A 26,902-nucleotide genomic window follows, 5' to 3' on the forward strand; every position below is an offset into this window, starting at 1 on the left:
GAGCCATGATCAAACTCTTCAATTTAAAGTTTGATTTGCTGCAACAAGTGCAGCGATGCTCATCTGTAAAACGTCATAATGAATTTCATTATGTGTTCACTCGTGAGACTTGATATTTTTTACGTCCGGAGACGTTGATATCAATCCTGCGAGTGCCCACACAGATTGTCTGATAAATTGTTAAAGAGCGGTGCAATCAGCGCCTTAAGCTGCTGTTGCGAGGTGGCGTATATTACGCTTTCCTCTTTCAGAGTCAAACACTTTTTTCAGCGTTTTTCTCCGGCGGGATGAATTTCTTCACTCCCTGCTGAGCCGCCTGCGTTGCCGCTTTGCCGTCTCAGTGGTGGCGCATTATAGGGAGTTATTCGGGGCTGACAAGGGTTTATTGCAAAAAATTGACTGGGCGCTACTTTTTTAACCGAACAGGCTAAAAACAGACATTTCTCGATCAATAATCAGTCAAAAGCGCCCGTTTGGCGGCACAAATCAGCGTCACGCGTATAAGCACCAATGCTATTCTGTTAGTCCAACGCCGTTTTCTTTGTTGCAGACTGAACAATTATTAAAGAAGGACTTTCAATGATTCGCTCCGCGCGCAGTATGGCCGGCTTGCCCTGGATCGCCGCAATGGCGTTTTTCATGCAAGCCCTCGATGCCACCATCCTCAATACTGCGCTTCCTGCTATCGCCACCAGTCTCGACCGATCCCCTCTTGCCATGCAATCTGCTGTGATCAGCTATACGCTCACTGTCGCCATGCTGATCCCGGTCAGCGGCTGGCTGGCCGATCGCTTCGGCACGCGCAAGGTCTTTATCGTGGCCGTTTCACTGTTTACGTTAGGGTCTTTAGCATGTGCACTCTCGGGCTCGCTGAGCATGCTGGTTATCTCACGCATTATCCAGGGTGTTGGTGGCGCGATGATGATGCCGGTCGCGCGCCTGGCATTGTTGCGTGCTTATCCACGCAGTGAATTGCTGCCGGTACTTAACTTTGTGACCATGCCGGGATTAGTCGGACCGATTCTGGGGCCGATGCTCGGTGGCTTGCTGGTCACCTACGCCAGCTGGCACTGGATATTCCTGATCAACATTCCCATCGGCATCGCGGGCATCTTCTATGCACGTAAATATATGCCGGATTTCACCACGCCTAAGCGCCGCTTTGATTTTGGCGGCTTCATTCTGTTTGGCTTAGGTCTGGTGCTGATATCCGTCGGTATCGAACTTTTCGGAGAGCGTATCGTGTCGCCGTGGCAGGCGGTGCTGGTGCTGTTAGCCGGTGTCGCGCTATTGCTTCTATATATAGTGCATGCACGCCGCCATCCTGCACCGCTGATCAATTTACCTATGTTTAAGACCCGAACCTTCTCGGTTGGCATCATTGGTAATATCGCGGCACGTCTGGGCACGGGTTGTATTCCCTTCCTGATGCCATTGATGTTACAGGTGGGCTTTGGTTATCCCGCACTGATAGCGGGTTGCATGATGGGGCCAACAGCGATTGGCTCGCTGCTGGCCAAATCCACCGTGACACAAGTGCTACGTCGCTTCGGCTATCGTAAAACGCTGGTCGGTATCACCATCATCATCGGCATTCTTGTCGCCAGCTTCTCACTGCAAACACCGGGTGAAAGTGTATTAATGCTGTTAGCCGCGCTGTTTGTATTAGGTATGGCGATGTCGACACAATTCACCGCGATGAACACCATCACACTGGCCGATTTGAATGATGAGAATGCCAGCGGTGGTAACAGCGTGCTGGCAGTAACGCAGCAGGTATCGATCAGCTTTGGCGTGGCCGTCAGTGCGGCGGTACTGCGTTTCTATCAGGATTTCGAGAGCACAACTGTGCAGCAATTCCACGCCACCTTCCTGACGATGGGCGTGATCACCGTGCTGTCCGCGTTTGCTTTCCTGATGCTGCGTCCCGGCGATGGCCGCAATCTGATCGCTAATCGCGAGAAAAAGAAGAAAACCGCTTAAACCGAACCGCGTTCCACCAGCTCCGGCGTCAATACCAGCGTTTGCTGGCTGGCGTCGGGATCGCTCATACGATGAATCAGCGTATCAATCGCCAGTTCGCCCAGTTCATCCTTGGGCTGATGGATGGTACTAAGCGGTGGTGTGAGATAACGTGCCAGTTCGATATTGTCATAACCCATCACCGCGATATCTTGCGGCACGCGTAATCCCGCCTGGAATAGCGCGTGATATACGCCCACTGCCATCGCATCGTTACTGGTGAAAACCGCTTCGGGTAGCAACTCAAGGGTCAGTAGCTGGTTCATCGCATTAAACCCACCCTGAAATTCGAAATCACCGTCGACCACATAGCCGGGCAACACCGGTAATCCACTGTTGGTCATCGCTTTATGGAAACCTTCCAGACGCAAACGCGCCGGGGTTTTATCCTGAGGGCCGGCAATACAGGCAATACGCGTGTATCCGCGATCGATCAGATGCTGTGTTGCCAGTTCACCGCCCAGCAGCGCATTATCCTGAATGATGTCGCCACGCCCTTCAAACGGCGCCCAGTCCATCATCACCATGGGTACGGACGGATAACGATTGAGGATCTCCGCAGAGGGAAGGTGCGTCTCGGTGCACATCATTAATAAGCCATCGACACGCTTTTGCATCAGCGTTTCGAGGCTGCGATTCATGCGCTCTTCATCGCCTTCGGTATTGCACAGAATCAGGCTGTAGCCGCGCTCGTAGCAGCTATTTTCTACGCCGCGTACCACTTCTGAATAAAACGGGTTACTGCTGGCCGTCAGTAACATGCCAATAGTGCGGGTTTGGTTGATTTTCAGGCTGCGTGCCAGCGCGGAGGGCGCGTAATTCAGCTCACGGATTGCCTGATCCACTTTTTCCCGCACCTGTTCGCTCACAAAACGATTGTTATTGATGACGTGGGAAACAGTGGAAGTGGAGACGCCCGCCAGGCGGGCGACATCTTTCATGGTCGCCAAAGGCTTAACCCTGTTGCTGCAGGAAGTTATCGATCTCAGTGCGCCACGGCACTGAGGGCTGCGCACCCGGACGCGTCACCGCAATTGCGGCGGCGGCATGGGCAAAACGCACGGCATCATGCATTGCAACACCTTCCAGACGCGCGGTAATAAAAGCACCGTTAAAAGTATCGCCCGCTGCGATGGTGTCGATAGCCTGCACGGTGAAGCCCGGAATACGCACGCCTGTGCCCTGCTCGCTCAACCACACACCACGACGACCTAAGGTAATCAAAACGGTAGAGATGCCTTTATCATGCAACGCCTGCGCCGCATGTGCTGCATCTTCATCACTTTTCACCGCGATGCCGGTCAGAATTTCGGCTTCGGTTTCGTTCGGTGTGATGATATCGATTAAGGCCAGCAGCTCATCAGACAAATGTGTGGCAGGCGCTGGATTCAGAATCACTTGCGTGGCATTGGCACGCGCAATCTTCGCTGCCGCCAACACGCTTTCCAGCGGCGATTCCAACTGCATCAGCAAGGCCTCAGCATCAGCAATCACTTGCTGATGGCGATCGACACAGGCTGGCGTCAGCGCCGCGTTAGCACCGGAATAGATGCCGATATTATTTTCACCTTCGCCATTCACGAAGATCATCGCCACGCCGGTGGCTTCGTCTGCCACGATTTCTACCGGAGCAGTATCAATACGGTCCTGCTGCAGCTGCTGGCGGATACGTTCGCCAATGTCATCTGCACCTACACAGGCAATAAAAGCGATATCCGCGCCAGCACGACCGGCCGCCACGGCCTGGTTAGCCCCTTTGCCACCAAAGGCAATCTGATACTGTTTGCCGATCACCGTTTCGCCCGGACGCGGAAAATGGGTGAGGTTCAGAATGTGGTCGGCATTGATGCTGCCAAGTACCGCCAGTTTTGCGCTTGTGTTCATAGGGAGTGATCCAGAAAGTTGCGCCACCAGGACGGTGGCGCGTTGCCATGCTTTTCTTTGTTTTTTATTTGGTGACCAGCTTCAGGTCAACTGGATTAACCGACTGTACTTTTTCGCCTTTCAGCACTTTATCTGCAGTGTCCACACCAATCACGCCAATTTTATCAGGCATCTGCGCCACTGTGGCGGTCAGTTTACCGGCTTCTACCGCTTTCACACCGTCAGCGGTACCGTCAAAGCCCACCACCAGTACATCGGTTTTACCGGCAGTCTGCAGCGCACGCAGTGCACCCAGCGCCATTTCGTCGTTCTGAGCAAATACAGCCTGTACATCCGGATGCGCCTGCAGCAGGTTCTGCATCACGTTCAGACCTTTAGTACGGTCGAAATCTGCTGGCTGGCTCGCCAGGATATTAAATTTGTGCGCATCAGCAGCCTGCTTGAAGCCTTCGCCACGCTCGCGCGCTGCGGAAGTCCCGGCAATACCCTGCAGCTCGATGATTTTTGCGCCATCGCCCAGTTTCTTCGCGATGAAGTCACCGGCCATTTTGCCGCCGAAGCGGTTGTCAGAAGCCACGTGGCTCACCACGGTGCCTTGTGCCGCCACGCGGTCCAGGGTGATCACCGGAATGTTGGCCTGGTTGGCCATCTTCACGGCGTTACCCACGGCATCAGAATCCGTTGGGTTAATCAGCATCAGCTTGGTGCCACGCACAGTCAGATCCTGTACGTTCGCCAGCTCTTTCGCCGGGTTATTCTGCGAATCCAGCACCACCAGGTTATAACCCAGTTTGTCGGCTTCTTTCTGTGCGCCATCTTTCAGAGACACAAAGAACGGATTATTCAGCGTTGATACAACCAGCGCAATGGTGTCCTTAGCCATCGCGCCAGCACTGAGGGTGGCGCCAAGGATGACGGCCAATGCAGTTAACTTTTTCATTTATAGAGTCCTGTGTGAAGGTCAGAGTTATTTGCTGCTTTTGTTATCCACCAGCACCGCCAGCAGAATGACAACGGCTTTAACAATCATTTGGTAGTAAGAAGATACGCCCATCAGATTCAGGCCGTTGTTCAGGAAACCCAGGATCAGCGCGCCAATCAGCGTGCCCATAATGCGACCTTTACCGCCCGCCAGGCTGGTTCCGCCTAAGACCACCGCCGCGATGGCATCCAGTTCATAACCGGTACCTGCCGTCGGTTGCGCAGAGGAAAGCCGCGCGACTTCGATGGTGCCCGCCAGCGCCGCCAACAGACCACACAGCGAATAGACGATGATTTTGACGCGGTTAACATTGATGCCTGACAGACGTGTCGCCGCTTCATTGCCGCCTAACGCATAGATGTAACGACCGAGGCGCGTGTGATGCAGCATGTACCACGCCAGCGCGAACACCACTGCCATCAGCCACACCGGCGTTGGGATACCCAGCGGACGGCCAATACCGAACCAGCCGAACAGATCGGCGTTATCACTGAAACCGGTGTTGATCGGGCTACCGTTGGTGTACACCATGGTGACGCCGCGCAGCAGCAGCATCATCACCAGCGTGGCGATAAACGCCTGTACCTTGCCGCGCGCCACAATCACGCCGGTAATACCACCAATCGCCGCACCCAGCGCCAGCGAAGCCGCTACTGCCACCAGCGCATTCACTTCCAAACCGACAATTGAGGCGGCGACTGCACCGGTGAGCGCCAGCAGCGATCCCACCGACAGATCAATACCCGAAGTCAGAATCACCAGCGTCATGCCGACGGCCATAATGGCGTTAACCGAGGTCTGCTGCAGGATGTTGAACATGTTGGCAACGGTGAAGAAGTTCGGGCTTTGGCTCGCCACCACGGCAATCAGCACGATCAGCGCAATCAGCGATTTCTGCTCCAGCAGCCAGGCTTTGCTAAACCAGCGACGGCTGGCGGGTAAGGTTTGGGTGCTCATACAACTAACTCCTCGCTGTGTTGCTTACCGACTGCCGCCGCCATCAGGGATTCCTGGGTAGCCTGCTCACGGGAAAATTCGCCACTCAGATGGCCTTCATGCATCACCAGGATGCGATCGCTCATGCCCAGCACTTCCGGCATTTCCGATGACACCAAAATGATGCTTAGCCCTTCGGCTTTAAACTGGTTAATTAACTGATAAATCTCTTTTTTCGCACCCACGTCCACGCCACGCGTCGGCTCATCCAGAATCAGTACGTTCGGGCGCGTCATTAATCCGCGCGCAATCGCCACTTTCTGCTGATTACCCCCCGACAGCAGGCCAATCGGCTGCTCCATTGACGGGGTTTTAACGTTGAACAAACGGATGAAGTCGCCTACTGCCAGTTGTTCTTCACTGTGTTTCAGATTACCGGTGGCATGGCTGAAATAGCGCAGCGCGGTCAATGACATGTTCTCTTTCACCGACATGCCGAGCACCAGGCCATCGCGCTTGCGGTCTTCTGAGATGTAGACGATGCCGTTGGCCAGGCCGTCCTGGGGTGATCGGGTAATAATTTCGCGACCGTTGAGCGTAACGGTGCCGTTGCTGCGAGGCAGTGCGCCGTACAGCACTTTCATCAGTTCCGTCCGTCCCGCGCCCATTAAACCGGAAATGCCAAGGATTTCCCCTTTGCGCAGGTTAAAACTGACGTTATCCACGCCCGGCCCGCTGAGATTTTTAACAGTTAAACGAATATCGCCCGGTGCCTGATCAATATGCGGATATTGATCTTCCAGCTTACGGCCCACCATCATCTCGATCAGACTCTCTTCGCTGAGATCGCTCACCGCGCGCTCGGCAATAAATTGCCCGTCACGAAACACGGTGACATCATCGCAAATCTCGAAGATCTCTTTCATACGGTGCGAGATATAAACAATGCCGCAGCCCTGCGCTTTCAGTTCATTGATGACGCGGAACAGCGACAGGGTTTCGGTATCGGTCAGCGCATCGGTCGGTTCATCCATAATGATGACCTTCGACTCGAAGCTAAGTACTTTGGCGATCTCAACCATCTGCTGATCGCCAATCGATAAATCGCCCACCAGCTTATGGCTGTTGAAGCGCAGGTTCAGACGATGTAATAAGGCATCCGCCTCGGCGTACATCCGGTTCCATTCGATGCGGCCAAAGCGGTTAACAAATTCGCGACCGAGGAAAATATTCTCTGCAACGGTCAATTGCGGAATCAGGTTGAGTTCCTGATGAATAATGCCAATGCCCGCTTCCTGCGACGCTTTCGGTCCAGAAAAAGCCACATCCTTGCCCAGCCACTGCAGAGAGCCCGCATCCATGCTGTAAATGCCGGTCAGCACTTTCATCATGGTGGATTTCCCCGCGCCGTTTTCACCCACCAGCGCCATCACGCGCCCCGGATAAACAGCCAGCGAAGCGCCATTCAGCGCTTTCACGCCGGGAAACGACTTTTCAATCCCTTTGAGTTGCAATAACGGTTGCATAACGACCTCAGAAGGTTACGCCAGCGCTCAGGATGACATTCGCATACGGAGAACACTCTCCGCTGCGAATGACGGCCTGACTACGCTGCGTTTCTTGTTTGAACTGTTCATGGCTGGTGTAACGGATGGTGATGACATTCCCCTGGTGCCGTTGCAAGGCATCGAGCACGGCGAGCAGTGCGCTGTGGAGTTGCGGATTGTGTTGCTTGATCTCCTCCGCCATCAGGGCGCTTTCGACTTGCATCTCCTGAGTGACAACATCAACCACCTGTAAAAATTCGGGCGTTCCCGGCGTCAACGCCAGGTCGATTCGCTGTGGTCCGGCCGGAATCGGCAAGCCCGCATCCGCAATCGTCAGCGTATCGGTGTGCCCCAGGCGGGCAATCACATGAGAGAGTTCAGCGTTTAACAAGCGACCTTTTTTCATTTCTTCCACTCCACAGCGAAACGTTTCGCTGAGCGGGAGTGTATTAAATGTGCGCGGCAACTCAATGACGTCATCACGGAAATGTGATCGTCATCGAAACGTTTCGCTTGTGCCGGGAATAATTTGAGTTTGGTGGGGGATGCGAGCCGCCTGAGCGGCTCTGAAGGGTGTTATGGCAGCTTGCGGACCTGCTTAACGTCCAGTTCAATGGAATTAAAGTCCTTATCCAGCTCGCCGGTCAGTTCAACCTGATCCTTCGGAGTGATGGTCTGTCCGTGCCAACGCTTATGGTCGATTTCCACTTTCATGTTGCCGCTACCGTCACGGAACAGATAATCCTCATCGCCGATTTGCTTATCCAGATAACCGCGCACGGTGATCCAGCTGTCATCTTTCATCTCTTCAGCCTGCTTCACTGTTACGACGCTGGTGTTATCGGCCTGGAAGCCGCCGGCGTGAACCTGAGCCTTTGGCGCACTGGGATCAACAAAGCCACCCTGCTGCGCGGCCAGAACCGGCGTCGATGCCAACATCACAATCGCAATTAACGCTGCACTCTTTTTCATTTTTCACCTCTGTTCCATGAATGTGTGGGATACGGAAGCCATTACAGCATAGGGTTCTTAACAGGATCTTAAGGGTAAAAAAAACACGAAAAATAGCCAAAATGCAGCGATTGACGCTGTACAAGCCGGTTTTGGCTTCGTATAACGACTCCTGCACTAAAGGAGAAACGCATGCGCATATTATTGATTGAGGACGACAAGCTTATTGGCGATGGCTTGAAAGTGGGGCTAACGAAACTCGGTTTCAGCGTTGACTGGTTCGTCTCAGGCGAAGCGGGATTCCAGGCCCTGCCAGCCGCGCCATGGGATGCCGTGGTACTGGATCTTTCGCTACCCGAGCGCGATGGACTGGAGATCCTGCGTCAATGGCGTGAGCAAGGCGCAGATGTGCCTGTATTGATCCTCACCGCACGCGATGCGCTCGATCAGCGCATACAAGGATTACAGTCAGGCGCTGACGACTATTTGTGTAAGCCCTTCGCGCTCGCTGAAGTCGCCGCGCGTTTACAGGCGCTGATTCGCCGCCGTCATGGACAACTACAGCCCGAGTTGAAACACGGCAAGGTGGTGATGTCGCCCAGCAGCCACAGCGTCTGGATTGACGGCGAAACCATCAGCCTGAAGAGCCGTGAACTGGCGCTGCTGGAGCTGTTTATGCGCAATCCAGGTCGCGTGCTAACCCGCAGCCAGCTGGAGGAAAAACTCTATAGCTGGGATGACGATGTCTCCAGCAACGCAGTAGAAGTGCATATTCATCATCTGCGCAAAAAGCTCGGCACAGCGTTTATTCGTACCGTTCACGGCGTGGGTTATACACTCGGTGCGGCAGAATGAGTCTATTTCTACGACTCGCCATCGGCTTTGTGCTGCTGATTACGCTGTGCGGTGGGATGGCCAGTTACAGCGCCTGGCATCAGACCCGCGACACCGTTAATGAGCTATTCGATACCCAGCAAATGCTGTTTGCCAAACGCCTGCTGTCACTCGATCCCACCAGCTTGCACGCCGCCTCACTGCCAAAAACCAAATCCATTTTGCGCCATCACCGCGGCGATCAGGATGATGATGCACTGGCGTTTGCCATTTTCCGTGCGGACGGCCAGCCGTTGCTTAACGATGGCGAGAACGGGCGCGATATGCAGTTTGATGATAAGCGTGACGGTTTTCGCGAAGGTCGTCTGCGCGGCGACGATGAGAGTTGGCGGCTGCTTTGGCTGACTTCTGCTGATAAACAATATCGCGTGGTAGTGGGCCAGGAGTGGGAATACCGCGACGATATGACGCGCGATCTGGCACTGGCGAGTTTGATGCCGTGGCTTTACGCCATGCCTTTTATGCTGCTGATGCTGCTGGCATTGGTGTGGTTCGAATTGCGCCCGCTAAAGCGCCTGACGGCATCACTCCAGTTGCGAGCACCCGATGACGCCACACCGCTCGACGAAGCACGCTTGCCCAAAGAGGTGCAGCCGTTGGTGGCGGCATTAAACGGGCTGTTTCACCGTATGGCGCAACTCGTGCAGCGCGAGCGCCGTTTTACCTCCGATGCGGCGCACGAACTGCGCAGTCCGTTAGCTGCACTGCGCGTGCAGAGTGAGGTGATTCAGCTGGCGGATGATGACGAAGCAATGCGCAAACGGGCATTGCAGCAGCTTGATAGCGGCATCCAGCGCGCCACACGGCTGGTGGATCAACTCTTGACGCTATCAAGAGTGGAAGCGGACGATCTGCGCAGCGAATTTCAGCCGGTGCCACTGGCACCGCTGCTGCAAAAGCTTCTGATAGAACATTTTCCACAGGCCGAGGCGCAGCAGATGGATCTGCAATTGCATGCACAGGCCGAACCAGTGATGAACGGTCATCCTCTGCTGTTGAATTTGCTGATGCGTAACCTGCTGGATAACGCGCTGCGCTATGCGCCGCCGGGCAGCCAGATTCAGTTCACGTTAAACGCGCGGGCGATAATTATTGAAGATAACGGGTCAGGCGTTAGCGATGAGCAGCTTGCGCGCCTTGGTGAGCGTTTCTGGCGACCGCCGGGGCAAACGCAAACGGGCAGCGGTTTAGGAATATCGATTGTGAAAAACATTGCGCAACTGCACGGTATTCGCATCACATTCAGCCATGTGCAGCCTCAAGGCTTGCGCGTCACCTTGAGCTGGTGACGCGCTTAATCCTTAAATCTCGACCTGCGTGCCCAGCTCGATCACGCGATTAGGCGGGATTTCAAACTGATCCGGCGCACGCAGCGCATTGCGTTGCAGCGCAAGGAACAGTTTGCCGCGCAGACGCAGATACCACGGGCGATCGCCGATAATCAGCGATTCATGGGACATGAAGAATGAGGTTTCCATCATGCGGCAGTTGAGACCTTCCAGCCCGCAGCGGTGGAAAATTTCTTCCACGTTCGGGGTCTCACGCCAGCCGTAGCTCGCCACCACGCGCCAGAAGGTGGGCGATAACTGTTCGATGGTAACGCGACGCACGTTATGCACGTAAGGCGCATCCTCAGTACGTAGCGTCAGCAGTACCACACGCTCATGCAGCACTTTGTTGTGCTTGAGATTATGCAGCATGGCAAAAGGGATCACATTCAGGGCACGCGACATATAGACTGCGGTGCCCGGCACGCGTACCGGCGGAGATTTCTCCAGCGAAGCGATCATCGCTTCAAGCGAATTGCCGTGCTCATGCATACGACGCAACAGGCGGAAGCGCTCGCTTTTCCAGGTGGTCATCACGATAAACATCATCAGTGCCAGGGTCAGCGGCAGCCAACCGCCGGAGAACACTTTGACCAGGTTTGCCGAGAACAAGGACACGTCAATACACAGCATGCCAATCAGAATCAGCACCACCAGATAACGGTTCCAGTGCCAGTTCTGAATTGCCACCGTGGAGCAGAGAATCGCAGTCAGCACCATGGTGCCGGTGACTGCGATGCCGTAAGCCGCCGCCAGGTTGCTGGAGTGTTCAAAGCCGACAATCACGATCACCACGGAGAAGTAGAGCAGCCAGTTGATCACCGGAATGTAAATCTGACCCGACTCTTCTTCCGAGGTGTGCACGATACGCATCGGCGGGAGATAGCCTAAACGTACCGCCTGACGTGTTAAGGAGAACACACCAGAGATCACCGCCTGCGAGGCGATAACCGTGGCCAGCGTCGCCAGAATCAGCATGGGAATCAGCATCCAGTCTGGCGCCAGCAGGAAGAAGGGGTTTTTGATCGCTTCGGGATGTTTAAGTAGCAGCGCGCCCTGACCAAAGTAGTTCAGCACCAGCGAGGGCAGCACCACGATAAACCAGGCAAGACGAATCGGGAATTTGCCGAAGTGACCCATATCCGCATACAGCGCTTCCACACCGGTAATGGCCAATACCACCGCGCCGAGCGCAAAGAACGACACCGTTTTGTACTGGATAAAGAAGTGCATCGCCCAATACGGGTTCATGGCATGCAGCACATCAGGGTTACTGATGATGCTACGCGCGCCCAGCACGGCCAGAATGATAAACCACACCAGCATCACCGGCGCAAACAGCTTACCCACGATGCCGGTACCGTGCTTCTGAATCACAAACAGCAGCGTCAGCACTGCAATCGCAAGCGGAACGATATATGCATCCAGACTCGGTGCCGCAATCTCCAGCCCTTCAATCGCCGACAACACCGAGACGGCGGGCGTGATCACCACTTCACCATAGAAGAAGCTGCCACCAATCAGCCCCATGATGACAAGAATCGCCGTTGCACGTGCGCCGGTATTGCGCCCGGCCAGTGACATCAAGGTCAGGATCCCACCTTCACCGGCGTTATCGGCACGCATCACGTAACTGATGTACTTCAGTGACACCACTAAAATCAGCAACCAGAAGATCAGCGAGAGAAAGCCAAATACCGCTTCGCGTTCTACGCCAAAGCCGAACTGACCGGAGAGACATTCACGCAAAGTATAGAGCGGGCTGGTACCGATATCGCCATACACCACGCCAATCGCGGCGAGTGTGACTGCGCCAAGGGACTGCTTCTTATCCGAGCTCATAAGTTGTCTTTTGTTGGAGCCGATGAGGCACTTGCCTACCGCTCAGGCCATCAAAAAGCGCACAGTATGCACATATTCCCAAAAAAACCTACTCTTACAACATGTCATCATGACGTCAGCGAGGCGGTTTTTCGCCGAAATTAGGCGCCAAAAACCGTCTGAAGCAGCGAGTTCTCCCGCCTCAACCTTCTGAAACAAAAAAGCTGACGGCTATCAACGCAATCAAGCATGATAACCAGTAGAGTATTGCGCTCGCCAGAATATGACGGCTCCAGGATCAGAAGGACAATGATGTGATTATGGCTCAACCCCATCTTTTGGCAGAAAGAATTTCTCGCCTGAGTAACGCCCTGGAGAAAGGGCTGTATGAACGGCATCATGCGATCCGCCTGTGCTTATTAGCTGCACTCAGTGGCGAGAGCGTATTTTTGCTGGGGCCGCCCGGCATTGCCAAGAGCTTGATTGCTCGCCGCCTGAAATACGCCTTCCAACACGCCCGCGCCTTTGAATACCTGATGACCCGTTTTTCTACCCCTGAAGAAGTGTTTGGCCCGCTGTCGATTCAGGCGTTAAAAGATGAAGGTCGTTATCAGCGATTAACCAAAGGCTATCTGCCGGATGCCGAAATCGTCTTCCTTGATGAAATCTGGAAAGCCGGTCCGGCGATATTGAACACCTTACTCACCGCCATCAACGAACGCCGCTTTCGCAATGGCGACAGCGAAGAAAAGATTCCGATGCGCCTGCTGGTGACCGCTTCCAACGAATTGCCGGAGGCCGATAGCGGGCTGGAAGCCTTGTATGATCGCATGTTGATTCGCCTATGGCTGGATAACGTGCATGAGAAACAGAACTTCCGCAGCATGCTCACCCACCAGCAGGACGAAAATGATAATCCGGTGACGGAAGCGCTGCGCATCAGTGATGAAGAGTATAACCAGTGGCAGAAAGGCATCAGCCAGGTCTCCTTACCTGATCATGTGTTTGAGCTGATTTACCAACTGCGTCAGCAACTGGAGAATTTGCCCAGCGCACCTTACATTTCCGATCGCCGCTGGAAAAAAGCGATTCATCTGCTGCAGGCCAGTGCGTTTTACAGTGGCCGCGTGACCATTGCGCCGATCGATCTGATTCTGCTCAAGGATTGCCTGTGGCATGACGTCGCATCGATGCAGCTATTGGATCGCGAAATTGATGCTTTGATGACCCAGCACGCCTGGCAACAGCAGGCGTTGCTGCACAAACTGCAGCAGATCAAAGCACGTCGTCTCGCCTTGCAACAGCAGCAAAGCGTGGCACAAGCGCTGACGCTGGAGAAACACAGCGGTATGTTTAGCCGCAAACCCCATTACGAATTGCCTGCTGCCATCAGCGATGAACAACTGACGCTCATGCTGCAGCAGCCGTTAACGCTGCACGACATGCAAGTGACGCATGTGCTGATTGCCCGTGAAGCCTTAACCCAGTGGCTGATTAAAGGCGGTGAAATTCGCGGCAAACTGAATGGCATTGGTTTTGGCCAGACGCTGGATCTGCTGGTGGATGCGCATCACTGCCTGACGCTACGCGATGTCAGCCTGCAATCCACACGCTTAACGTTGCCCGGAGCCAGCAACAGTAGCGACATGCCGCAGGAAATCCAGGATGAATACGAAGCGCTGGATACCCAGCTCCGCGCACAGCGCACGCTGTTTAGCCAGCACCAGCGCTGCTTGTTTATCAGCGATGACTGGCTGGCACGTATTGAAACCAGCCTGCAGGATGTGGCAGAACAGCTGAAACAGGCGCGTAAATGATCTCACTGGAGACGCTGAGCACGCTGTTATCGATTGGCGAAACGGAGTTAATCGAAGAGTTGATTCTGGCCCTGCTTGCGTCGCCACAGCTGGCGCTGTTCTTTGAAAAATTTCCGCGCATGAAACAAGCCTTAATGCGCGATTTACCCCGCTGGCGCACTGAAATCGCGGAACAGATGAAAACCACGCCGGTGCCGGAAGCGCTGGCGCAGGAGTTTCAGCTGTTTCAGCAAATGCAATTGATCAGCACGCAGGATTTCAGCCACCAGCTTCCCCACATTATGTCGCAGCTAAAAAACCTGCCGTCGCCATTTCTCGAAGAAGCCAGCAAACTGCTGCTGCACAACGAAGCTGAACAACTGAGCAATGCTCAGCACACGCTGTTTTTGCAACGCTGGCGACTCAGCCTGACGCTGCAAACGCTCACGCTCAACGAAACCCTTCTTGAGGAGCAGCGCGAACGTCTGATGGCCGAGCTGCAGCAACGGATGGCAATCAGTGGCCAGCTGGCGCCAATCCTTACCGACGATGATGAAGCCGCAGCCGGACGTTTGTGGGATATGAGCAAAGCGTCACTTCAGCACGGTGATTATGAGCTGATTGTGCAATATGGTGATTTCCTCGCACAGCAGCCGGAATTAATGAAACTGGCGCAGCAGTTGGGCCGCAGCCGCGAAGCCAAATCGGTGCCGTCGCAGGATGCACCGCTGGAAGAATTTCACCAACTGGTGCGCGAGCCCGATCATGTGCCGGAAGAGGTCAGCGGCATTCATCAGAGCGACGATGTGTTGCGCTTGCTGCCGCCCGAACTGGCTGCCTTGAGTATTAGCGAGCTGGAGCTGGAATTTTATCGTCGCCTGGTGGAAAAACGCCTGCTGACTTACCAGTTACAAGGTGATGCCTGGCACGAGAAAGTCACACTGCGCCCGGTCAGCCACCAGCAACATGAAGCGCAGCCGCGCGGCCCTTTTATTGTTTGTGTCGATACATCAGGCTCGATGGGCGGATTTAACGAGCGCTGCGCCAAAGCCTTCTGCCTTGCGCTGTTAAAGGTGGCATTAGCCGATAAGCGCCGCTGCTACATCATGCTGTTCGCTCACGAAGTGATTGGCTACGAACTTACTGCCGATAGCGGCATTGAGCAGGCTATCCGTTTTCTTAGCCAACGTTTTCGTGGTGGCACCGATCTGGCGGCTTGCCTTGCTGCGGTGGTTAAACGTATGGAGGGCAGCGTCTGGGATGAGGCCGATGCGGTGATCGTGTCGGATTTTATCGCCCAGCGTTTACCGGATGACACCATCAACGCGATCAAGCAACGCCAGCGCCAGCATCAACAACGTTTCCACGCGGTGGCGATGTCGCTTCACGGTAAACCGGGCATTCTGCGTATCTTCGATCATATCTGGCGCTTCGATACCGGACTGAAAAGCCGCCTGCTGCGCCGCTGGAAACGCTAATTCATCTGGCAGAAATGCTTATTTGCTATAGTGAATAGTTCGCACACTGAGCATCTGGAGCATCTTGTGAACACCGCCCAACTTCCTGCACCGACCCGCACTTTGCAGCTCTCCGGCCAAAACGCCGAACAAAAACGGAGCGAGCTGCTGGCGTATTTCACCCAAACCTGGGAGCTGTACGAAAGCCTGTTTGATTGCCTTGCCGACGAACGCGCGTATTTCAACAAAGCGATCTCATTACGCCATCCGTTGATCTTCTACTTTGGCCACACCGCTACGTTCTATATGAATAAGCTGATGGCTGGTCGCTATCTGGACAACCGCGTAGACGATCGCATCGAAGCCATGATGGCAATCGGCGTGGACGAGATGAGCTGGGACGATCTCAACGACAGCCATTACGCCTGGCCGACGGTCAAAGAGGTGCGTGACTACCGTGGAAAAGTCAAAAACCTGGTGAGCGAGTTTATTCGCACCATGCCGCTGGAACTGCCGATCACCTGGGAAAGCCCGGCTTGGGTGGTATTGATGGGCATTGAACATGAGCGTATCCACCTGGAAACCTCCAGCGTGCTGATCCGCCAGCTACCGATAGAATGGGTAAAACCGCAGGCGCATTGGCCGGTTTGTCCGCAGGCGCGCCACGATCGCGCATCGGTTCCGGATAACTCGCTGATTGCGATGCCTGGCGGTCGCGTGCAACAAGGCAAAACGGATGACACTTACGGCTGGGATAACGAATACGGCAATCAGGTAACTGAACTCAAACCATTTAAGGCCAGTAAAATGCTGGTCAGCAACGCCGAGTTTTATCGCTTTATCGCCGCTAACGGCTATCAGGATCAGCGCTGGTGGGATGAGGAAGGCTGGGGCTGGCGTGAATTCTCTGGCGCGCAAATGCCCACATTCTGGGTCGGCGAGATTACGCAACCCGATCAACTGAAACTGCGCTTAATGACTGAAGAAGTCGCTCTGCCGTGGGACTGGCCAGCGGAAGTGAATCAGCTTGAAGCCGCCGCGTTTTGTCGCTGGCTGGCGGAAGAGACGGGTAAATCTATTCAACTCCCTTGTGAAGCCGAATGGATGCAGCTACGCGAACAGGTGAGCGGCGATCAGCCCGACTGGATCGAGGCGCCCGGCAATATCAATCTGGCCTATTGGGCTTCATCCAATCCTGTGGATCGCTTTGCGCAGGGCGAGTTTTTCGACATTGTTGGCAACGTCTGGCAGTGGACCACAACGCCAACTAACGGTTTCGAAGGTTTCAAAGTTCATCCGCTGTATGACGATTTCTCGACGCCGACCTTCGACGGCAAACACGCGCTGATCAAAGGTGGCAGTTGGATTTCCACCGGCAACGAGGCGTTAAAATCGGCTCGTTATGCCTTCCGTCGTCATTTCTTCCAGCACGCCGGTTTCCGCTATGTGGTCTCCTCACATAAAGAGACCATGGCACTCAATCCGTATGAAACGGACAGCATGGTGTCACAGTATCTCGATTTCCAGTACGGACCGGGCTACTACAACGTGCCGAATTACGCCGTGGCGCTGGTGGAAAAACTGCTGCCACACTGCAAACAACGTGGTGCGGCACTGGATCTCGGCTGCGCGACCGGCCGTGCCAGTTTTGAACTGGCACGCCATTTCGCGACGGTCACAGGCATGGATTATTCCGCGCGCTTTATTGATGTGGCGCTGCAGCTGACCTCCGGTGAGGACTTCCGCTATGTGGTGCCGGAAGAGGGCGAGCTGGTGGAATATCGCCAGGTGCGCCTGAAGGACTTCAATGTTAGTGACGAGCAAGCGGCACGCATTCAGTTTGTGCAGGGCGACGCCTGTAATCTTAAACCGCAGCCGGATCGTTACGATCTGGTATTGGCTTCAAACCTGATCGATCGTCTGCGTCAGCCAAAACGTTTCCTGCAGGACGTCATCCCGATGATCCGCTCTGGCGGGCTTTTGGTGCTTTCGTCGCCTTATACCTGGCTGGAGGAATTCACGCCGAAGGAGAACTGGCTGGGCGGCGTGCGTGAGAACGGTGAAGCTTTGACGACCTATCAGGCATTGCAGCGTTTGCTGCGTGATGCCTTTGAAGAAGTGGTGCCGCCGCAGGATGTGCCGTTTGTGATCCGCGAGACGGCGCGCAAGTATCAACATACCGAAGCGCAGCTCACAATCTGGCGTAAGCGATAAAAAAAGCGTGCAGACTGCGGCTACCACGCGGTCTGCACCTTGCCTGCACTGCTAATTTGCTGCACATTCTCCACTGTTCATAGAAGAAGAACTTAATGAGGATGGATGATGGCAGAACAACTGCAACTGGATAACCTTGATCGCGGCATTCTCAATGCGCTGTTGGAAAACGCGCGCACCGCATATGCCGAGCTGGCCAAACAGTTCAATGTCAGCCCCGGCACCATTCACGTACGCGTAGAAAAAATGCGCCAGGCAGGCATTATCCTGGGCACTCGTGTTGAAATCGATCCTCGTCAGTTAGGTTTTGATGTCTGCTGCTTTATCGGCATCATTCTGAAAAGCGCCCGCGATTATCCCGCAGCACTCAGCAAGCTGGAGGCGCTGGATGAAGTGGTAGAAGCCTGGTACACCACCGGCCACTACAGCATCTTTATTAAAGTGATGTGCCGATCCATCGATGCACTTCAGCAGGTGTTGATCAACAAGATCCAGACCATAGACGAAATCCAGTCCACCGAAACCCTGATCTCGTTGCAAAACCCGATCATGCGTACCATCAAGCCGTAATTCCCTCTCTTTCCTGTGCACAACCTTTTCCAAGGCGGATCACTTGTGTGATGCGCCTTGTCGGCTGATGCTTTCTATTATTAACCCTGTTTTCCACAGGTGGATCACGGCTTGATCACAGCGTACAATGCTCGCCTTTAGTGCGGGAGAAGATCATGGCCGATATTACCTTAATCAGTGGCAGTACCCTTGGCAGCGCCGAATACGTCGCCGAACATCTGGAAGCAAAACTGCAGGAAGCGGGCTTTTCAACCGAGGTGCTGCACGGGCCAGAGCTGGACGAGCTGCCACAGGAAGGGATCTGGCTGATTGTGACTTCCACGCACGGTGCGGGCGAACTGCCAGACAATCTGCTTCCTTTATATGAAGCCTTGCAGGAGACGCAGCCGGACCTTTCCGCGGTACGTTATGGCGCAGTGGGTATCGGCAACCATGAATATGACCTTTTCTGCGGTGCCATTAAACTGCTGGAAGATCAGCTCAACCAGTTAGGCGCCAAACGCATTGGCGATCGCCTGGAGATCGACGTTCTCGAACATGAGATTCCTGAGGATCCGGCTGAAGTGTGGGTTGAGACCTGGAAAACGCAGATTTAAGACGATCTTTGCCGGTTGGGGATCGGGAAAAGTGAACGATCCCCAGTTTATTTCGCTGTTTTATTGTTTTTTTTATGCCATTGTCTGTGGATAACACAGCATTAATCTTGCGTATAACCGGTAGTTATCCCAATAACAACCCGTGATGCTTTTTTCGGCTGTGTATAAGTCGCCATTTAGATCCCAGCTTATACGGATCAGGATCACCGACCATTCACAGCAAGCGATCCTCTCTAATCCTCTGTTAATGCTTTGCTTTTCGGGGTTATCAACAGACCCTGACGATCCTAATAAGAGATCTAACAGAGAGATCATATAAAAGAATAAAGATCCTTTCTTTTAAACCGCAGGATCCCGCGGCTTTCGCAGTCGACAGAATTTCAGTAGAATCCACCGCCCAGGGCAACGATCCCTGTCCGAACATTAACGAGGACCCACTTCATGTTTTATCCAGATCCTTTTGACGTCATCGTAATCGGTGGTGGTCATGCGGGCACAGAAGCCGCGATGGCAGCTGCCCGAATGGGTCAGCAAACGCTGTTACTCACCCATAACATTGATACGCTTGGACAAATGTCCTGCAACCCGGCGATTGGTGGCATTGGGAAAGGACACCTGGTGAAGGAAGTGGATGCCTTAGGCGGTTTGATGGCAACGGCAATTGACCAGGCCGGCATTCAGTTTAGGATACTAAACGCAAGCAAAGGCCCTGCTGTGCGGGCAACGCGTGCGCAAGCCGACCGCGTCCTGTATCGCCAGGCGGTACGCACTGCGTTGGAAAACCAGCCGAACCTGATGATCTTCCAGCAGGCCGTTGACGATCTGATTGTGGAGAACGATCGCGTCGTCGGTGCTGTCACGCAGATGGGCCTGAAATTCCGTGCCAAAAGTGTGGTGCTGACAGTCGGGACATTCCTCGACGGCAAAATTCATATTGGTCTGGATAACTACAGCGGTGGCCGTGCTGGCGATCCGCCATCCATTCCACTGGCGAAACGCCTGCGTGCTTTGCCGCTGCGTGTAAATCGTCTGAAAACCGGTACGCCGCCGCGTATTGATGCACGCACCATCGATTTTTCGGTGCTGACACCGCAGCATGGCGATACGCCAATGCCGGTGTTCTCGTTTATGGGCAATGTTTCTCAGCACCCGCAACAAGTACCGTGCTGGATCACTTACACCAACGAACAAACACACGATGTGATCCGCAATAACCTCGATCGCAGCCCGATGTATGCCGGGATCATCGAAGGGATCGGACCACGTTACTGCCCATCGATCGAAGACAAAGTGATGCGCTTTGCCGATCGTAATGCGCATCAGATCTTCCTTGAACCGGAAGGGCTGACCAGCAACGAGATCTACCCTAACGGTATCTCCACCAGCTTGCCGTTTGACGTGCAGATGCAGATCGTCCGTTCGATGAAAGGTCTGGAGAACGCAAAGATTGTGCGCCCAGGTTATGCCATCGAGTACGATTTCTTCGATCCGCGCGATCTGAAGCCGACGCTGGAAAGCAAATTTATCCACGGGCTGTTCTTTGCCGGTCAGATTAACGGCACCACCGGTTATGAAGAAGCCGCGGCGCAGGGCTTGCTGGCCGGTTTGAACGCTGCACGTGCCTCAGCAGACAAAGAGGGCTGGGCGCCGCGCCGCGACCAGGCTTATCTCGGTGTGCTGGTTGACGATCTCTGCACCCTCGGCACCAAAGAACCGTACCGTATGTTTACCTCGCGCGCGGAATATCGTTTGATGCTGCGCGAAGACAACGCCGATCTGCGTTTGACAGAAAAAGGTCGCGAGTTGGGTCTGGTCGATGATGCGCGTTGGGCGCGTTATAACCAGAAGCTGGAAGCGATTGAGCAGGAGCGCCAGCGCCTGCGCGATCTGTGGGTACATCCGAAATCAGACAATGTGGGCGAAGTGAATAGCGTCATCAGTGCGCCACTAACGAAAGAAGCCAGCGGTGAAGATCTGTTGCGTCGCCCGGAAATGACCTACGAGCTGCTGATGACGTTACCGAGTTATGGACCGGCATTATCTGACGAGCAATCTGCAGAGCAGGTTGAGATTCAGGTGAAGTATGAAGGGTACATTGCACGCCAGCAGGAAGAAATTGACCGCCAGCAACGCAACGAAAACACCTTGCTGCCTGGCGATCTCGACTATCGTCAGGTTAATGGCTTGTCGAATGAAGTGATCGCCAAACTCAACGATCACAAACCTACCTCCATTGGGCAGGCCTCGCGTATTTCAGGCATTACACCAGCAGCGATCTCCATTTTGCTGATTTACCTGAAAAAACAGGGCCTGCTGCGTAAAAGTGCCTGATCGACCCTGGGGCGAGGTCACTCGCCCCCGTTTATGGAACGTTCCTTGTGATTAACAAACTCTCCCAGCTGCTCGATGCGGCAAATATTTCACTTACCGATCAACAAAAACAGCAGCTCGTCGGCTATGTAGAATTGCTGCATAAGTGGAACAAGGCGTACAACCTGACATCGGTGCGCGATCCGCAGCAGATGCTGGTGCGCCATATTCTCGACAGCGTGGTCGTCGAACCGCATTTACAAGGCGAGCGCTTTATTGATGTGGGCACCGGGCCGGGTCTGCCAGGGATTCCGTTAGCCATTGTCCGTCCGCAGGCGCATTTTACGCTGCTGGATAGCCTGGGAAAACGCATCCGTTTCCTGCGTCAGGTACAACATGAGTTAGGGCTCACTAACATCACCCCGGTACAAAGTCGTGTGGAAGAGTTCCCCGCAGAACCACCGTTTGATGGCGTTATCAGCCGTGCCTTTGCTTCGCTGGAAGACATGCTGAACTGGTGCCATCATTTACCGGGCACCTCAGGCCGCTTCTACGCATTGAAGGGGGTGCGTCCGGATGATGAAATTTCAGCCTTGCCTGCGGGCTTTGTGGTGGAGAAGGTTGAATCACTGCATGTGCCAGAACTGGATGGTGAACGTCATTTAGTGGTGCTGTCTCGCCAATAGCCATAAAGAAGGTGCGGATTTAACACCAGCCGCACCTTTAGTCAGTGAAAACGTCCTGAATAAAAAAACAGCAGTTGAACACTTTTAGTCAAAAGCTTTTATTCGGCAGGGCAGGGTGAGACGGTTAACAAGCGCCACGGAAATTATCCGAAAAGCTCTGTTACATTTAACGAACATTTCACATTTCATTATCAGTTAGATCACTTTATTGGCTGTATTTACCTGCGCAAATAGTCACGTCAGAAAATATAACTCTGCAATAAATCGGCGTGCGTAATATCAGTTTTACGTTTTTATTGCGATGTACGATGTCAATAGAGTGTTTTTATCGAAAATCATGACCTGATACCGGATGGATAATTCTATCGTTATGATAAAAAACAGCTTTCATCACTTTTGAAATCTTAAAATTCATGCTTAAAACAAATTCATTCGCCAGCCTATTGCCTATAATGTGATCTGAAGCACGCTTTAAAAGCAAGCCAACAAGGCAATTTCAGCGATTTAGCTGAGTCATAGTGGAAGGTGATGTTTTGAAAAATAGCCCTCCAGAAAGAAATTTAAATAATTGTTCACCTTTTCGCTACTTACCGATTGAAATCGCAGGTGGCGCCCGTATAATTTGCACGGCTTTTGCTGCTTGACTCAAATGAGTAAAGGCAGTCTTATACGACACGCGACATACCCCGTTCGGGGCAGGAGAGTTCAACGCCATGTCAGTGTCTCTTTACAGTGTGAAATTAGCCCGGACCGTGCTGGTGATCCAGCTGGTGACGTTTGTCATCATCGGTGCACTCTTTACTCTGAAAGATGTTATCTGGGGCGCCTCCGCCATCGCGGGTGGAGCGGCAGCCTGGCTGCCGAATGTGTTGTTTATGTTTTTAGCCTGGCGCCTGCAGGATCAAACGCCTGCCAAAGGTCGTGTGGCCTGGAGCTTCGCCCTCGGTGAAGTGTTGAAGGTCTTCACGACAGTCATTCTTCTCATGGTGGCGTTAGGTGTGTTTGGAGCGGTCTTCTGGCCTCTCGCAATCACTTGGTTATCGGTGCTGGTGGTGCAGATCGTCGCGCCGGCTGTAATTAACAACAAAGGGTAAGAGGCATCATGGCTGCTGGAGAAATCTCTACTCCGCAAGAATACATAGGTCACCACCTGAATAACCTTCAGCTGGACCTGCGTACTTTCGAGTTGGTGAATCCGCACGACGCTCCTGCGACGTTCTGGGTATTAAATATCGATTCCATGTTTTTCTCTGTGGTACTGGGACTGCTTTTCCTGGTGTTGTTCCGTAAAGTGGCAAAAAGCGCCACCAGCGGTGTGCCAGGGAAACTTCAAGCGGCTATCGAACTGGTTGTCGGTTTCGTTGATAACAACGTTCGCGACATGTACCACGGTAAAAGCAAACTTATCGCCCCGCTGGCGCTGACAATTTTTGTCTTGGTCTTCCTGATGAACTTCATGGATCTGCTGCCTATCGATTTGCTGCCGTTTATCGGTGAGCACTATCTTGGCCTGCCAGCGCTGCGCGTTGTGCCGTCTGCAGATGTGAACATCACGCTGTCTATGGCGTTGGGCGTCTTTATTTTGATTCTGTTCTACAGCATCAAAATGAAAGGCATTGGCGGCTTCACCAAAGAACTGACGCTGCAGCCTTTTAATCACCCGATCTTCATCCCAATCAACCTGATTCTTGAAGGTGTTAGCCTGCTGTCTAAACCGGTTTCACTCGGTCTGCGACTGTTCGGCAACATGTATGCGGGTGAACTGATCTTTATCCTGATTGCCGGCTTGCTGCCGTGGTGGTCGCAGTGGGTGTTGAATGTGCCATGGGCCATTTTCCACATCCTGATCATTTCGCTGCAGGCTTTCATTTTCATGGTCCTCACGATCGTCTATCTGTCGATGGCATCTGAAGAACATTGATTTTTTTATCTCAACACTAAGCTTTTAACTGAAACAAACTGGAGACTGTCATGGAAAACCTGAATATGGATCTGCTGTACATGGCTGCCGCTGTGATGATGGGCCTGGCGGCAATCGGTGCTGCGATCGGTATCGGCATCCTCGGAGGCAAATTCCTGGAAGGCGCTGCGCGTCAACCGGATCTGATTCCTCTGCTGCGTACGCAGTTCTTTGTTGTAATGGGTCTGGTGGATGCAATCCCAATGATCGCTGTAGGTCTGGGTCTCTACGTGATGTTTGCGGTCGCCTAAACCTGGTAGCCTTGTTCACTCATGGCACCCGGTGTGATGAGGAACGGATTCTGCCGTTTATCGCTGATAGCGGCAGAGCAAGTTAACTTAATAAGAGGCATTGTGCTGTGAACATTAATGCAACAATCCTCGGCCAGGCCATCGCGTTCATTCTGTTTGTCGCGTTCTGCATGAAGTACGTATGGCCGCCGATCATGGCTGCCATCGAGAAGCGTCAGAAAGAAATTGCTGATGGCCTTGCTTCTGCTGAGCGCGCGAAGAAAGATTTAGATCTCGCGCAGGCCAATGCGACCGACCAGCTGAAAAAAGCGAAAGAAGACGCTCAGGTCATTATCGAGCAGGCGAACAAACGCCGTGCACAGATTCTGGACGAAGCGAAAACCGAAGCTGAGACTGAACGTAACCGCATCGTGGCACAAGCGCAGGCAGAAATCGAAGCCGAGCGTTCACGTGCCCGTGAAGAGCTGCGTAAGCAAGTCGCGTTGCTGGCATTAGCTGGCGCCGAGAAAATCATCGAACGTTCCGTGGATGAAGCTGCTAACAGCGACATCGTTGATAAACTGGTCGCTGAACTGTAAGGAGGGAGGGGCTGATGTCTGATCTGATTACTGTAGCTCGCCCCTACGCCAAAGCAGCTTTTGACTTTGCTGTTGAGCATCAAAGTATCGATCGTTGGCAGACCATGCTGGCGTTTGCCGCTGAAGTGGCTCGCAACGAACAGATGGCAGATCTTCTTTCCGGTGCGCTCGCGCCGGAAGCTTTGTCTGCTTCTTTCAACGCGGTATGTGGCGATCAACTTGATGAACCCGCTCAGAACCTGATTAAGGTAATGGCGGAAAACGGACGTTTGACAGCACTTCCAGCGGTACTGGAACAGTACATCCAACTGCGTGACGCTTATGAAGCGACCGCCGAAGTGGATGTGATTTCTGCCAGTACCCTGAGTGACAGCCAGCTGAGTAAAATCAGCGCCGCGATGGAAAAACGTCTGTCACGCAAAGTTAAGCTGAATTGCAAAATTGACAAGTCTGTAATGGCAGGTGTGGTTATCCGTGCGGGTGACCTGGTCATTGATGGTAGCGTACGCGGCCGTCTTGATCGTCTGGCAGACGTCTTGCAGTCTTAAGGGGACTGGAGCATATGCAACTGAATTCCACCGAAATCAGCGAACTGATCAAGCAGCGCATTGCTCAGTTCAATGTGGTGAGCGAAGCTCACAACGAAGGTACTATTGTTTCTGTAAGTGACGGTATCATCCGCGTACACGGCCTGGCCGATGTGATGCAGGGTGAGATGATTGCCCTGCCGGGCAACCGTTACGCTATCGCACTGAACCTCGAGCGTGACTCGGTTGGTGCAGTAGTGATGGGCCCGTACGCTGACCTCGCCGAAGGCATGAAGGTTAAATGTACTGGCCGTATTCTTGAAGTTCCAGTTGGCCGTGGCCTGCTGGGCCGTGTGGTGAACACCCTGGGTGCACCGATCGACGGTAAAGGCGCAATCGACAACGACGGCTTCTCGCCGGTTGAAGTGATTGCACCGGGCGTTATCGACCGTCAGTCAGTAGACCAGCCTGTTCAGACCGGTTACAAATCTGTCGATGCGATGATTCCAATCGGCCGTGGCCAGCGTGAGCTGATCATCGGTGACCGTCAGACCGGTAAAACCGCAATGGCAATCGACGCCATCATCAACCAGCGCGATTCAGGCATCAAGTGTGTCTACGTTGCGATTGGCCAGAAAGCGTCAACCATTTCTAACGTGGTACGTAAGCTGGAAGAACACGGCGCGTTGGCTAACACCATCGTCGTTGTGGCTTCTGCTTCTGAATCCGCTGCACTGCAATACCTGGCGCCATACGCCGGTTGCGCGATGGGTGAGTACTTCCGTGACCGCGGTGAAGATGCCCTGATCGTATACGATGACCTGTCTAAGCAGGCTGTTGCTTACCGTCAGATTTCTCTGCTGCTGCGCCGTCCACCAGGTCGTGAAGCATTCCCAGGCGACGTGTTCTATCTCCACTCTCGTCTGCTGGAGCGTGCATCACGCGTAAGCGCTGACTACGTTGAGCGTTTCACTAACGGTGCTGTGAAAGGCCAGACCGGTTCTCTGACCGCGCTGCCAATCATCGAAACTCAGGCGGGTGACGTTTCTGCGTTCGTTCCGACCAACGTAATCTCGATTACTGATGGTCAGATCTTCCTGGAATCGAACCTGTTCAACTCCGGTATTCGTCCAGCCGTTAACCCGGGTATCTCTGTATCCCGTGTTGGTGGTGCTGCACAGACCAAGATCATCAAGAAACTGTCCGGTGGTATCCGTACCGCTCTGGCACAGTATCGTGAACTGGCTGCGTTCTCTCAGTTCGCATCCGATCTGGACGATGCAACGCGTAAACAGCTGAGCCACGGTCAGAAAGTGACCGAGCTGCTGAAACAGAAACAGTATGCGCCGATGTCTGTCGCGCAACAGGGTCTGGTGCTGTTTGCTGCTGAGCGCGGCTTCCTGAACGACGTTGAACTGGCGAAAATCGGCAGCTTCGAAGCCGCTCTGCTGGCGTTCGCAGACCGCGATCACGCTGAGCTGATGGCTGAAATCAACCAAGCGGGCAACTTTAATAACGAAATCGAAGAGAAGCTGAAAGGCCTCCTCGAAACGTTTAAAGCAACCCAGTCCTGGTAATGTCTGGCGGCTTGT

General features: G+C 53.6%; 24 protein-coding genes. 16 read left to right on the top strand and 8 right to left on the bottom strand.

Annotation, left to right across the window (positions count from 1 at the left end):
* Positions 1 to 579: 579 nt before the first annotated feature.
* Positions 580 to 1,983: a multidrug transporter subunit MdtD gene (gene mdtD / locus FD737_RS08700; RefSeq protein WP_034830079.1), complete on the top strand. Its 1,404-nt coding sequence runs from the start codon at positions 580 to 582 to the stop codon at positions 1,981 to 1,983.
* Here the strand turns inward: mdtD and rbsR are convergent.
* The 7 genes from rbsR to FD737_RS08735 all read right to left on the bottom strand — a co-directional run bounded on the left by rbsR (position 1,980) and on the right by FD737_RS08735 (position 8,343).
* The gene (gene rbsR / locus FD737_RS08705) at positions 1,980 to 2,963 is read right to left on the bottom strand and encodes a ribose operon transcriptional repressor RbsR (protein ID WP_097118537.1); all 984 of its coding nucleotides are present in this window, start codon (positions 2,961 to 2,963) and stop codon (positions 1,980 to 1,982) included. The genes mdtD and rbsR overlap by 4 nt on opposite strands.
* Positions 2,964 to 2,976: 13 nt before the next feature.
* A complete protein-coding gene (gene rbsK / locus FD737_RS08710) occupies positions 2,977 to 3,906 on the bottom strand; it encodes a ribokinase (RefSeq protein WP_160833297.1) in 930 nt (309 codons plus the stop codon).
* Between the two features lie 64 nt (positions 3,907 to 3,970).
* On the bottom strand, positions 3,971 to 4,846 hold the full coding sequence (rbsB, locus tag FD737_RS08715; RefSeq protein ID WP_034830075.1) for a ribose ABC transporter substrate-binding protein RbsB: 876 nt from the start codon (positions 4,844 to 4,846) through the stop codon (positions 3,971 to 3,973).
* 27 nt (positions 4,847 to 4,873) lie between these two features.
* Positions 4,874 to 5,845 carry a ribose ABC transporter permease gene (rbsC, locus tag FD737_RS08720; protein ID WP_034830072.1) on the bottom strand — a complete coding sequence of 324 codons (972 nt, stop codon included), beginning with the start codon at positions 5,843 to 5,845 and terminating at the stop codon, positions 4,874 to 4,876.
* Positions 5,842 to 7,350 carry a ribose ABC transporter ATP-binding protein RbsA gene (gene rbsA, locus FD737_RS08725; RefSeq protein WP_034830070.1) on the bottom strand — a complete coding sequence of 503 codons (1,509 nt, stop codon included), beginning with the start codon at positions 7,348 to 7,350 and terminating at the stop codon, positions 5,842 to 5,844. Before rbsA ends, rbsC begins: the two co-directional genes overlap by 4 nt.
* A 7-nt stretch (positions 7,351 to 7,357) precedes the next feature.
* Positions 7,358 to 7,777 (bottom strand): D-ribose pyranase, encoded by a 420-nt coding sequence (rbsD, locus tag FD737_RS08730; protein WP_038643989.1) that lies wholly within the window; start codon positions 7,775 to 7,777, stop codon positions 7,358 to 7,360.
* A 170-nt stretch (positions 7,778 to 7,947) separates the two neighbouring features.
* Positions 7,948 to 8,343, bottom strand: a complete 396-nt coding sequence (locus FD737_RS08735; protein WP_160833298.1) for a YgiW/YdeI family stress tolerance OB fold protein — start codon at positions 8,341 to 8,343, stop codon at positions 7,948 to 7,950.
* Positions 8,344 to 8,514: 171 nt separating this feature from the next.
* Between FD737_RS08735 and qseB the strand changes: the two genes are divergently transcribed.
* Positions 8,515 to 9,177 (top strand): quorum sensing response regulator transcription factor QseB, encoded by a 663-nt coding sequence (qseB, locus tag FD737_RS08740; RefSeq protein WP_097118414.1) that lies wholly within the window; start codon positions 8,515 to 8,517, stop codon positions 9,175 to 9,177.
* Positions 9,174 to 10,505 carry a quorum sensing histidine kinase QseC gene (gene qseC, locus FD737_RS08745; RefSeq protein WP_160833299.1) on the top strand — a complete coding sequence of 444 codons (1,332 nt, stop codon included), beginning with the start codon at positions 9,174 to 9,176 and terminating at the stop codon, positions 10,503 to 10,505. The genes qseB and qseC overlap by 4 nt, the downstream gene beginning before the upstream one ends.
* 12 nt (positions 10,506 to 10,517) lie before the next feature.
* Here the strand turns inward: qseC and kup are convergent, their stop codons facing one another.
* A complete protein-coding gene (gene kup, locus FD737_RS08750) occupies positions 10,518 to 12,386 on the bottom strand; it encodes a low affinity potassium transporter Kup (RefSeq protein WP_034830061.1) in 1,869 nt (622 codons plus the stop codon).
* A gap of 299 nt (positions 12,387 to 12,685) precedes the next feature.
* On the opposite strand from kup, the gene ravA reads away from it, so the two are divergent.
* The 13 genes from ravA (at position 12,686) to atpA (ending at position 26,887) form a co-directional block, all read left to right on the top strand.
* The gene (ravA, locus tag FD737_RS08755) at positions 12,686 to 14,182 is read left to right on the top strand and encodes an ATPase RavA (protein WP_160833300.1); all 1,497 of its coding nucleotides are present in this window, start codon (positions 12,686 to 12,688) and stop codon (positions 14,180 to 14,182) included.
* On the top strand, positions 14,179 to 15,639 hold the full coding sequence (viaA, locus tag FD737_RS08760; protein WP_034830057.1) for an ATPase RavA stimulator ViaA: 1,461 nt from the start codon (positions 14,179 to 14,181) through the stop codon (positions 15,637 to 15,639). Before ravA ends, viaA begins: the two co-directional genes overlap by 4 nt.
* Before the next feature lie 66 nt (positions 15,640 to 15,705).
* Positions 15,706 to 17,832 carry a 5-histidylcysteine sulfoxide synthase gene (gene ovoA / locus FD737_RS08765; protein WP_160833301.1) on the top strand — a complete coding sequence of 709 codons (2,127 nt, stop codon included), beginning with the start codon at positions 15,706 to 15,708 and terminating at the stop codon, positions 17,830 to 17,832.
* A 108-nt stretch (positions 17,833 to 17,940) separates the two neighbouring features.
* The gene (gene asnC / locus FD737_RS08770; RefSeq protein ID WP_034830053.1) at positions 17,941 to 18,402 is read left to right on the top strand and encodes a transcriptional regulator AsnC; all 462 of its coding nucleotides are present in this window, start codon (positions 17,941 to 17,943) and stop codon (positions 18,400 to 18,402) included.
* Positions 18,403 to 18,557: 155 nt separating this feature from the next.
* Positions 18,558 to 18,998 (top strand): FMN-binding protein MioC, encoded by a 441-nt coding sequence (gene mioC / locus FD737_RS08775; RefSeq protein WP_034830052.1) that lies wholly within the window; start codon positions 18,558 to 18,560, stop codon positions 18,996 to 18,998.
* 441 nt (positions 18,999 to 19,439) lie between these two features.
* Positions 19,440 to 21,329: a tRNA uridine-5-carboxymethylaminomethyl(34) synthesis enzyme MnmG gene (mnmG, locus tag FD737_RS08780; protein ID WP_097118419.1), complete on the top strand. Its 1,890-nt coding sequence runs from the start codon at positions 19,440 to 19,442 to the stop codon at positions 21,327 to 21,329.
* A 47-nt stretch (positions 21,330 to 21,376) separates the two neighbouring features.
* Positions 21,377 to 21,994, top strand: coding sequence for a 16S rRNA (guanine(527)-N(7))-methyltransferase RsmG (rsmG, locus tag FD737_RS08785; protein ID WP_160833302.1), 618 nt, complete (start codon positions 21,377 to 21,379; stop codon positions 21,992 to 21,994).
* 713 nt (positions 21,995 to 22,707) lie between these two features.
* The gene (gene atpI, locus FD737_RS08790) at positions 22,708 to 23,088 is read left to right on the top strand and encodes a F0F1 ATP synthase subunit I (protein WP_034830047.1); all 381 of its coding nucleotides are present in this window, start codon (positions 22,708 to 22,710) and stop codon (positions 23,086 to 23,088) included.
* 8 nt (positions 23,089 to 23,096) lie between these two features.
* The gene (atpB, locus tag FD737_RS08795) at positions 23,097 to 23,915 is read left to right on the top strand and encodes a F0F1 ATP synthase subunit A (RefSeq protein WP_160833303.1); all 819 of its coding nucleotides are present in this window, start codon (positions 23,097 to 23,099) and stop codon (positions 23,913 to 23,915) included.
* Between the two features lie 50 nt (positions 23,916 to 23,965).
* Complete coding sequence (gene atpE, locus FD737_RS08800; protein WP_003849523.1) at positions 23,966 to 24,205, top strand: F0F1 ATP synthase subunit C; 240 nt, start codon at positions 23,966 to 23,968, stop codon at positions 24,203 to 24,205.
* Positions 24,206 to 24,312: 107 nt separating this feature from the next.
* Positions 24,313 to 24,783, top strand: coding sequence for a F0F1 ATP synthase subunit B (atpF, locus tag FD737_RS08805; protein WP_034830044.1), 471 nt, complete (start codon positions 24,313 to 24,315; stop codon positions 24,781 to 24,783).
* A gap of 14 nt (positions 24,784 to 24,797) precedes the next feature.
* Entirely contained in the window at positions 24,798 to 25,331 is a 534-nt protein-coding gene (gene atpH, locus FD737_RS08810; RefSeq protein ID WP_034830043.1) for a F0F1 ATP synthase subunit delta, read from the top strand.
* Between the two features lie 14 nt (positions 25,332 to 25,345).
* Entirely contained in the window at positions 25,346 to 26,887 is a 1,542-nt protein-coding gene (gene atpA / locus FD737_RS08815) for a F0F1 ATP synthase subunit alpha (RefSeq protein ID WP_058961695.1), read from the top strand.
* The last annotated feature ends 15 nt before the right edge of the window (positions 26,888 to 26,902 follow it).

The sequence above is a fragment of the Pantoea sp. Seng genome, from assembly GCF_009829935.1.
GTDB lineage: Bacteria > Pseudomonadota > Gammaproteobacteria > Enterobacterales > Enterobacteriaceae > Pantoea > Pantoea communis.

What these genes read in the sequence shown, in the direction of transcription:
- mdtD (WP_034830079.1), top strand. Translation starts at nt 580, where the DNA reads ATGATTCGCTCCGCGCGCAGTATGGCCGGCTTGCCCTGGATCGCCGCA.
- rbsR (WP_097118537.1), bottom strand. Translation starts at nt 2,963, where the DNA reads ATGAAAGATGTCGCCCGCCTGGCGGGCGTCTCCACTTCCACTGTTTCC.
- rbsK (WP_160833297.1), bottom strand. Translation starts at nt 3,906, where the DNA reads ATGAACACAAGCGCAAAACTGGCGGTACTTGGCAGCATCAATGCCGAC.
- rbsB (WP_034830075.1), bottom strand. Translation starts at nt 4,846, where the DNA reads ATGAAAAAGTTAACTGCATTGGCCGTCATCCTTGGCGCCACCCTCAGT.
- rbsC (WP_034830072.1), bottom strand. Translation starts at nt 5,845, where the DNA reads ATGAGCACCCAAACCTTACCCGCCAGCCGTCGCTGGTTTAGCAAAGCC.
- rbsA (WP_034830070.1), bottom strand. Translation starts at nt 7,350, where the DNA reads ATGCAACCGTTATTGCAACTCAAAGGGATTGAAAAGTCGTTTCCCGGC.
- rbsD (WP_038643989.1), bottom strand. Translation starts at nt 7,777, where the DNA reads ATGAAAAAAGGTCGCTTGTTAAACGCTGAACTCTCTCATGTGATTGCC.
- FD737_RS08735 (WP_160833298.1), bottom strand. Translation starts at nt 8,343, where the DNA reads ATGAAAAAGAGTGCAGCGTTAATTGCGATTGTGATGTTGGCATCGACG.
- qseB (WP_097118414.1), top strand. Translation starts at nt 8,515, where the DNA reads ATGCGCATATTATTGATTGAGGACGACAAGCTTATTGGCGATGGCTTG.
- qseC (WP_160833299.1), top strand. Translation starts at nt 9,174, where the DNA reads ATGAGTCTATTTCTACGACTCGCCATCGGCTTTGTGCTGCTGATTACG.
- kup (WP_034830061.1), bottom strand. Translation starts at nt 12,386, where the DNA reads ATGAGCTCGGATAAGAAGCAGTCCCTTGGCGCAGTCACACTCGCCGCG.
- ravA (WP_160833300.1), top strand. Translation starts at nt 12,686, where the DNA reads ATGGCTCAACCCCATCTTTTGGCAGAAAGAATTTCTCGCCTGAGTAAC.
- viaA (WP_034830057.1), top strand. Translation starts at nt 14,179, where the DNA reads ATGATCTCACTGGAGACGCTGAGCACGCTGTTATCGATTGGCGAAACG.
- asnC (WP_034830053.1), top strand. Translation starts at nt 17,941, where the DNA reads ATGGCAGAACAACTGCAACTGGATAACCTTGATCGCGGCATTCTCAAT.
- mioC (WP_034830052.1), top strand. Translation starts at nt 18,558, where the DNA reads ATGGCCGATATTACCTTAATCAGTGGCAGTACCCTTGGCAGCGCCGAA.
- mnmG (WP_097118419.1), top strand. Translation starts at nt 19,440, where the DNA reads ATGTTTTATCCAGATCCTTTTGACGTCATCGTAATCGGTGGTGGTCAT.
- atpI (WP_034830047.1), top strand. Translation starts at nt 22,708, where the DNA reads ATGTCAGTGTCTCTTTACAGTGTGAAATTAGCCCGGACCGTGCTGGTG.
- atpB (WP_160833303.1), top strand. Translation starts at nt 23,097, where the DNA reads ATGGCTGCTGGAGAAATCTCTACTCCGCAAGAATACATAGGTCACCAC.
- atpE (WP_003849523.1), top strand. Translation starts at nt 23,966, where the DNA reads ATGGAAAACCTGAATATGGATCTGCTGTACATGGCTGCCGCTGTGATG.
- atpH (WP_034830043.1), top strand. Translation starts at nt 24,798, where the DNA reads ATGTCTGATCTGATTACTGTAGCTCGCCCCTACGCCAAAGCAGCTTTT.
- atpA (WP_058961695.1), top strand. Translation starts at nt 25,346, where the DNA reads ATGCAACTGAATTCCACCGAAATCAGCGAACTGATCAAGCAGCGCATT.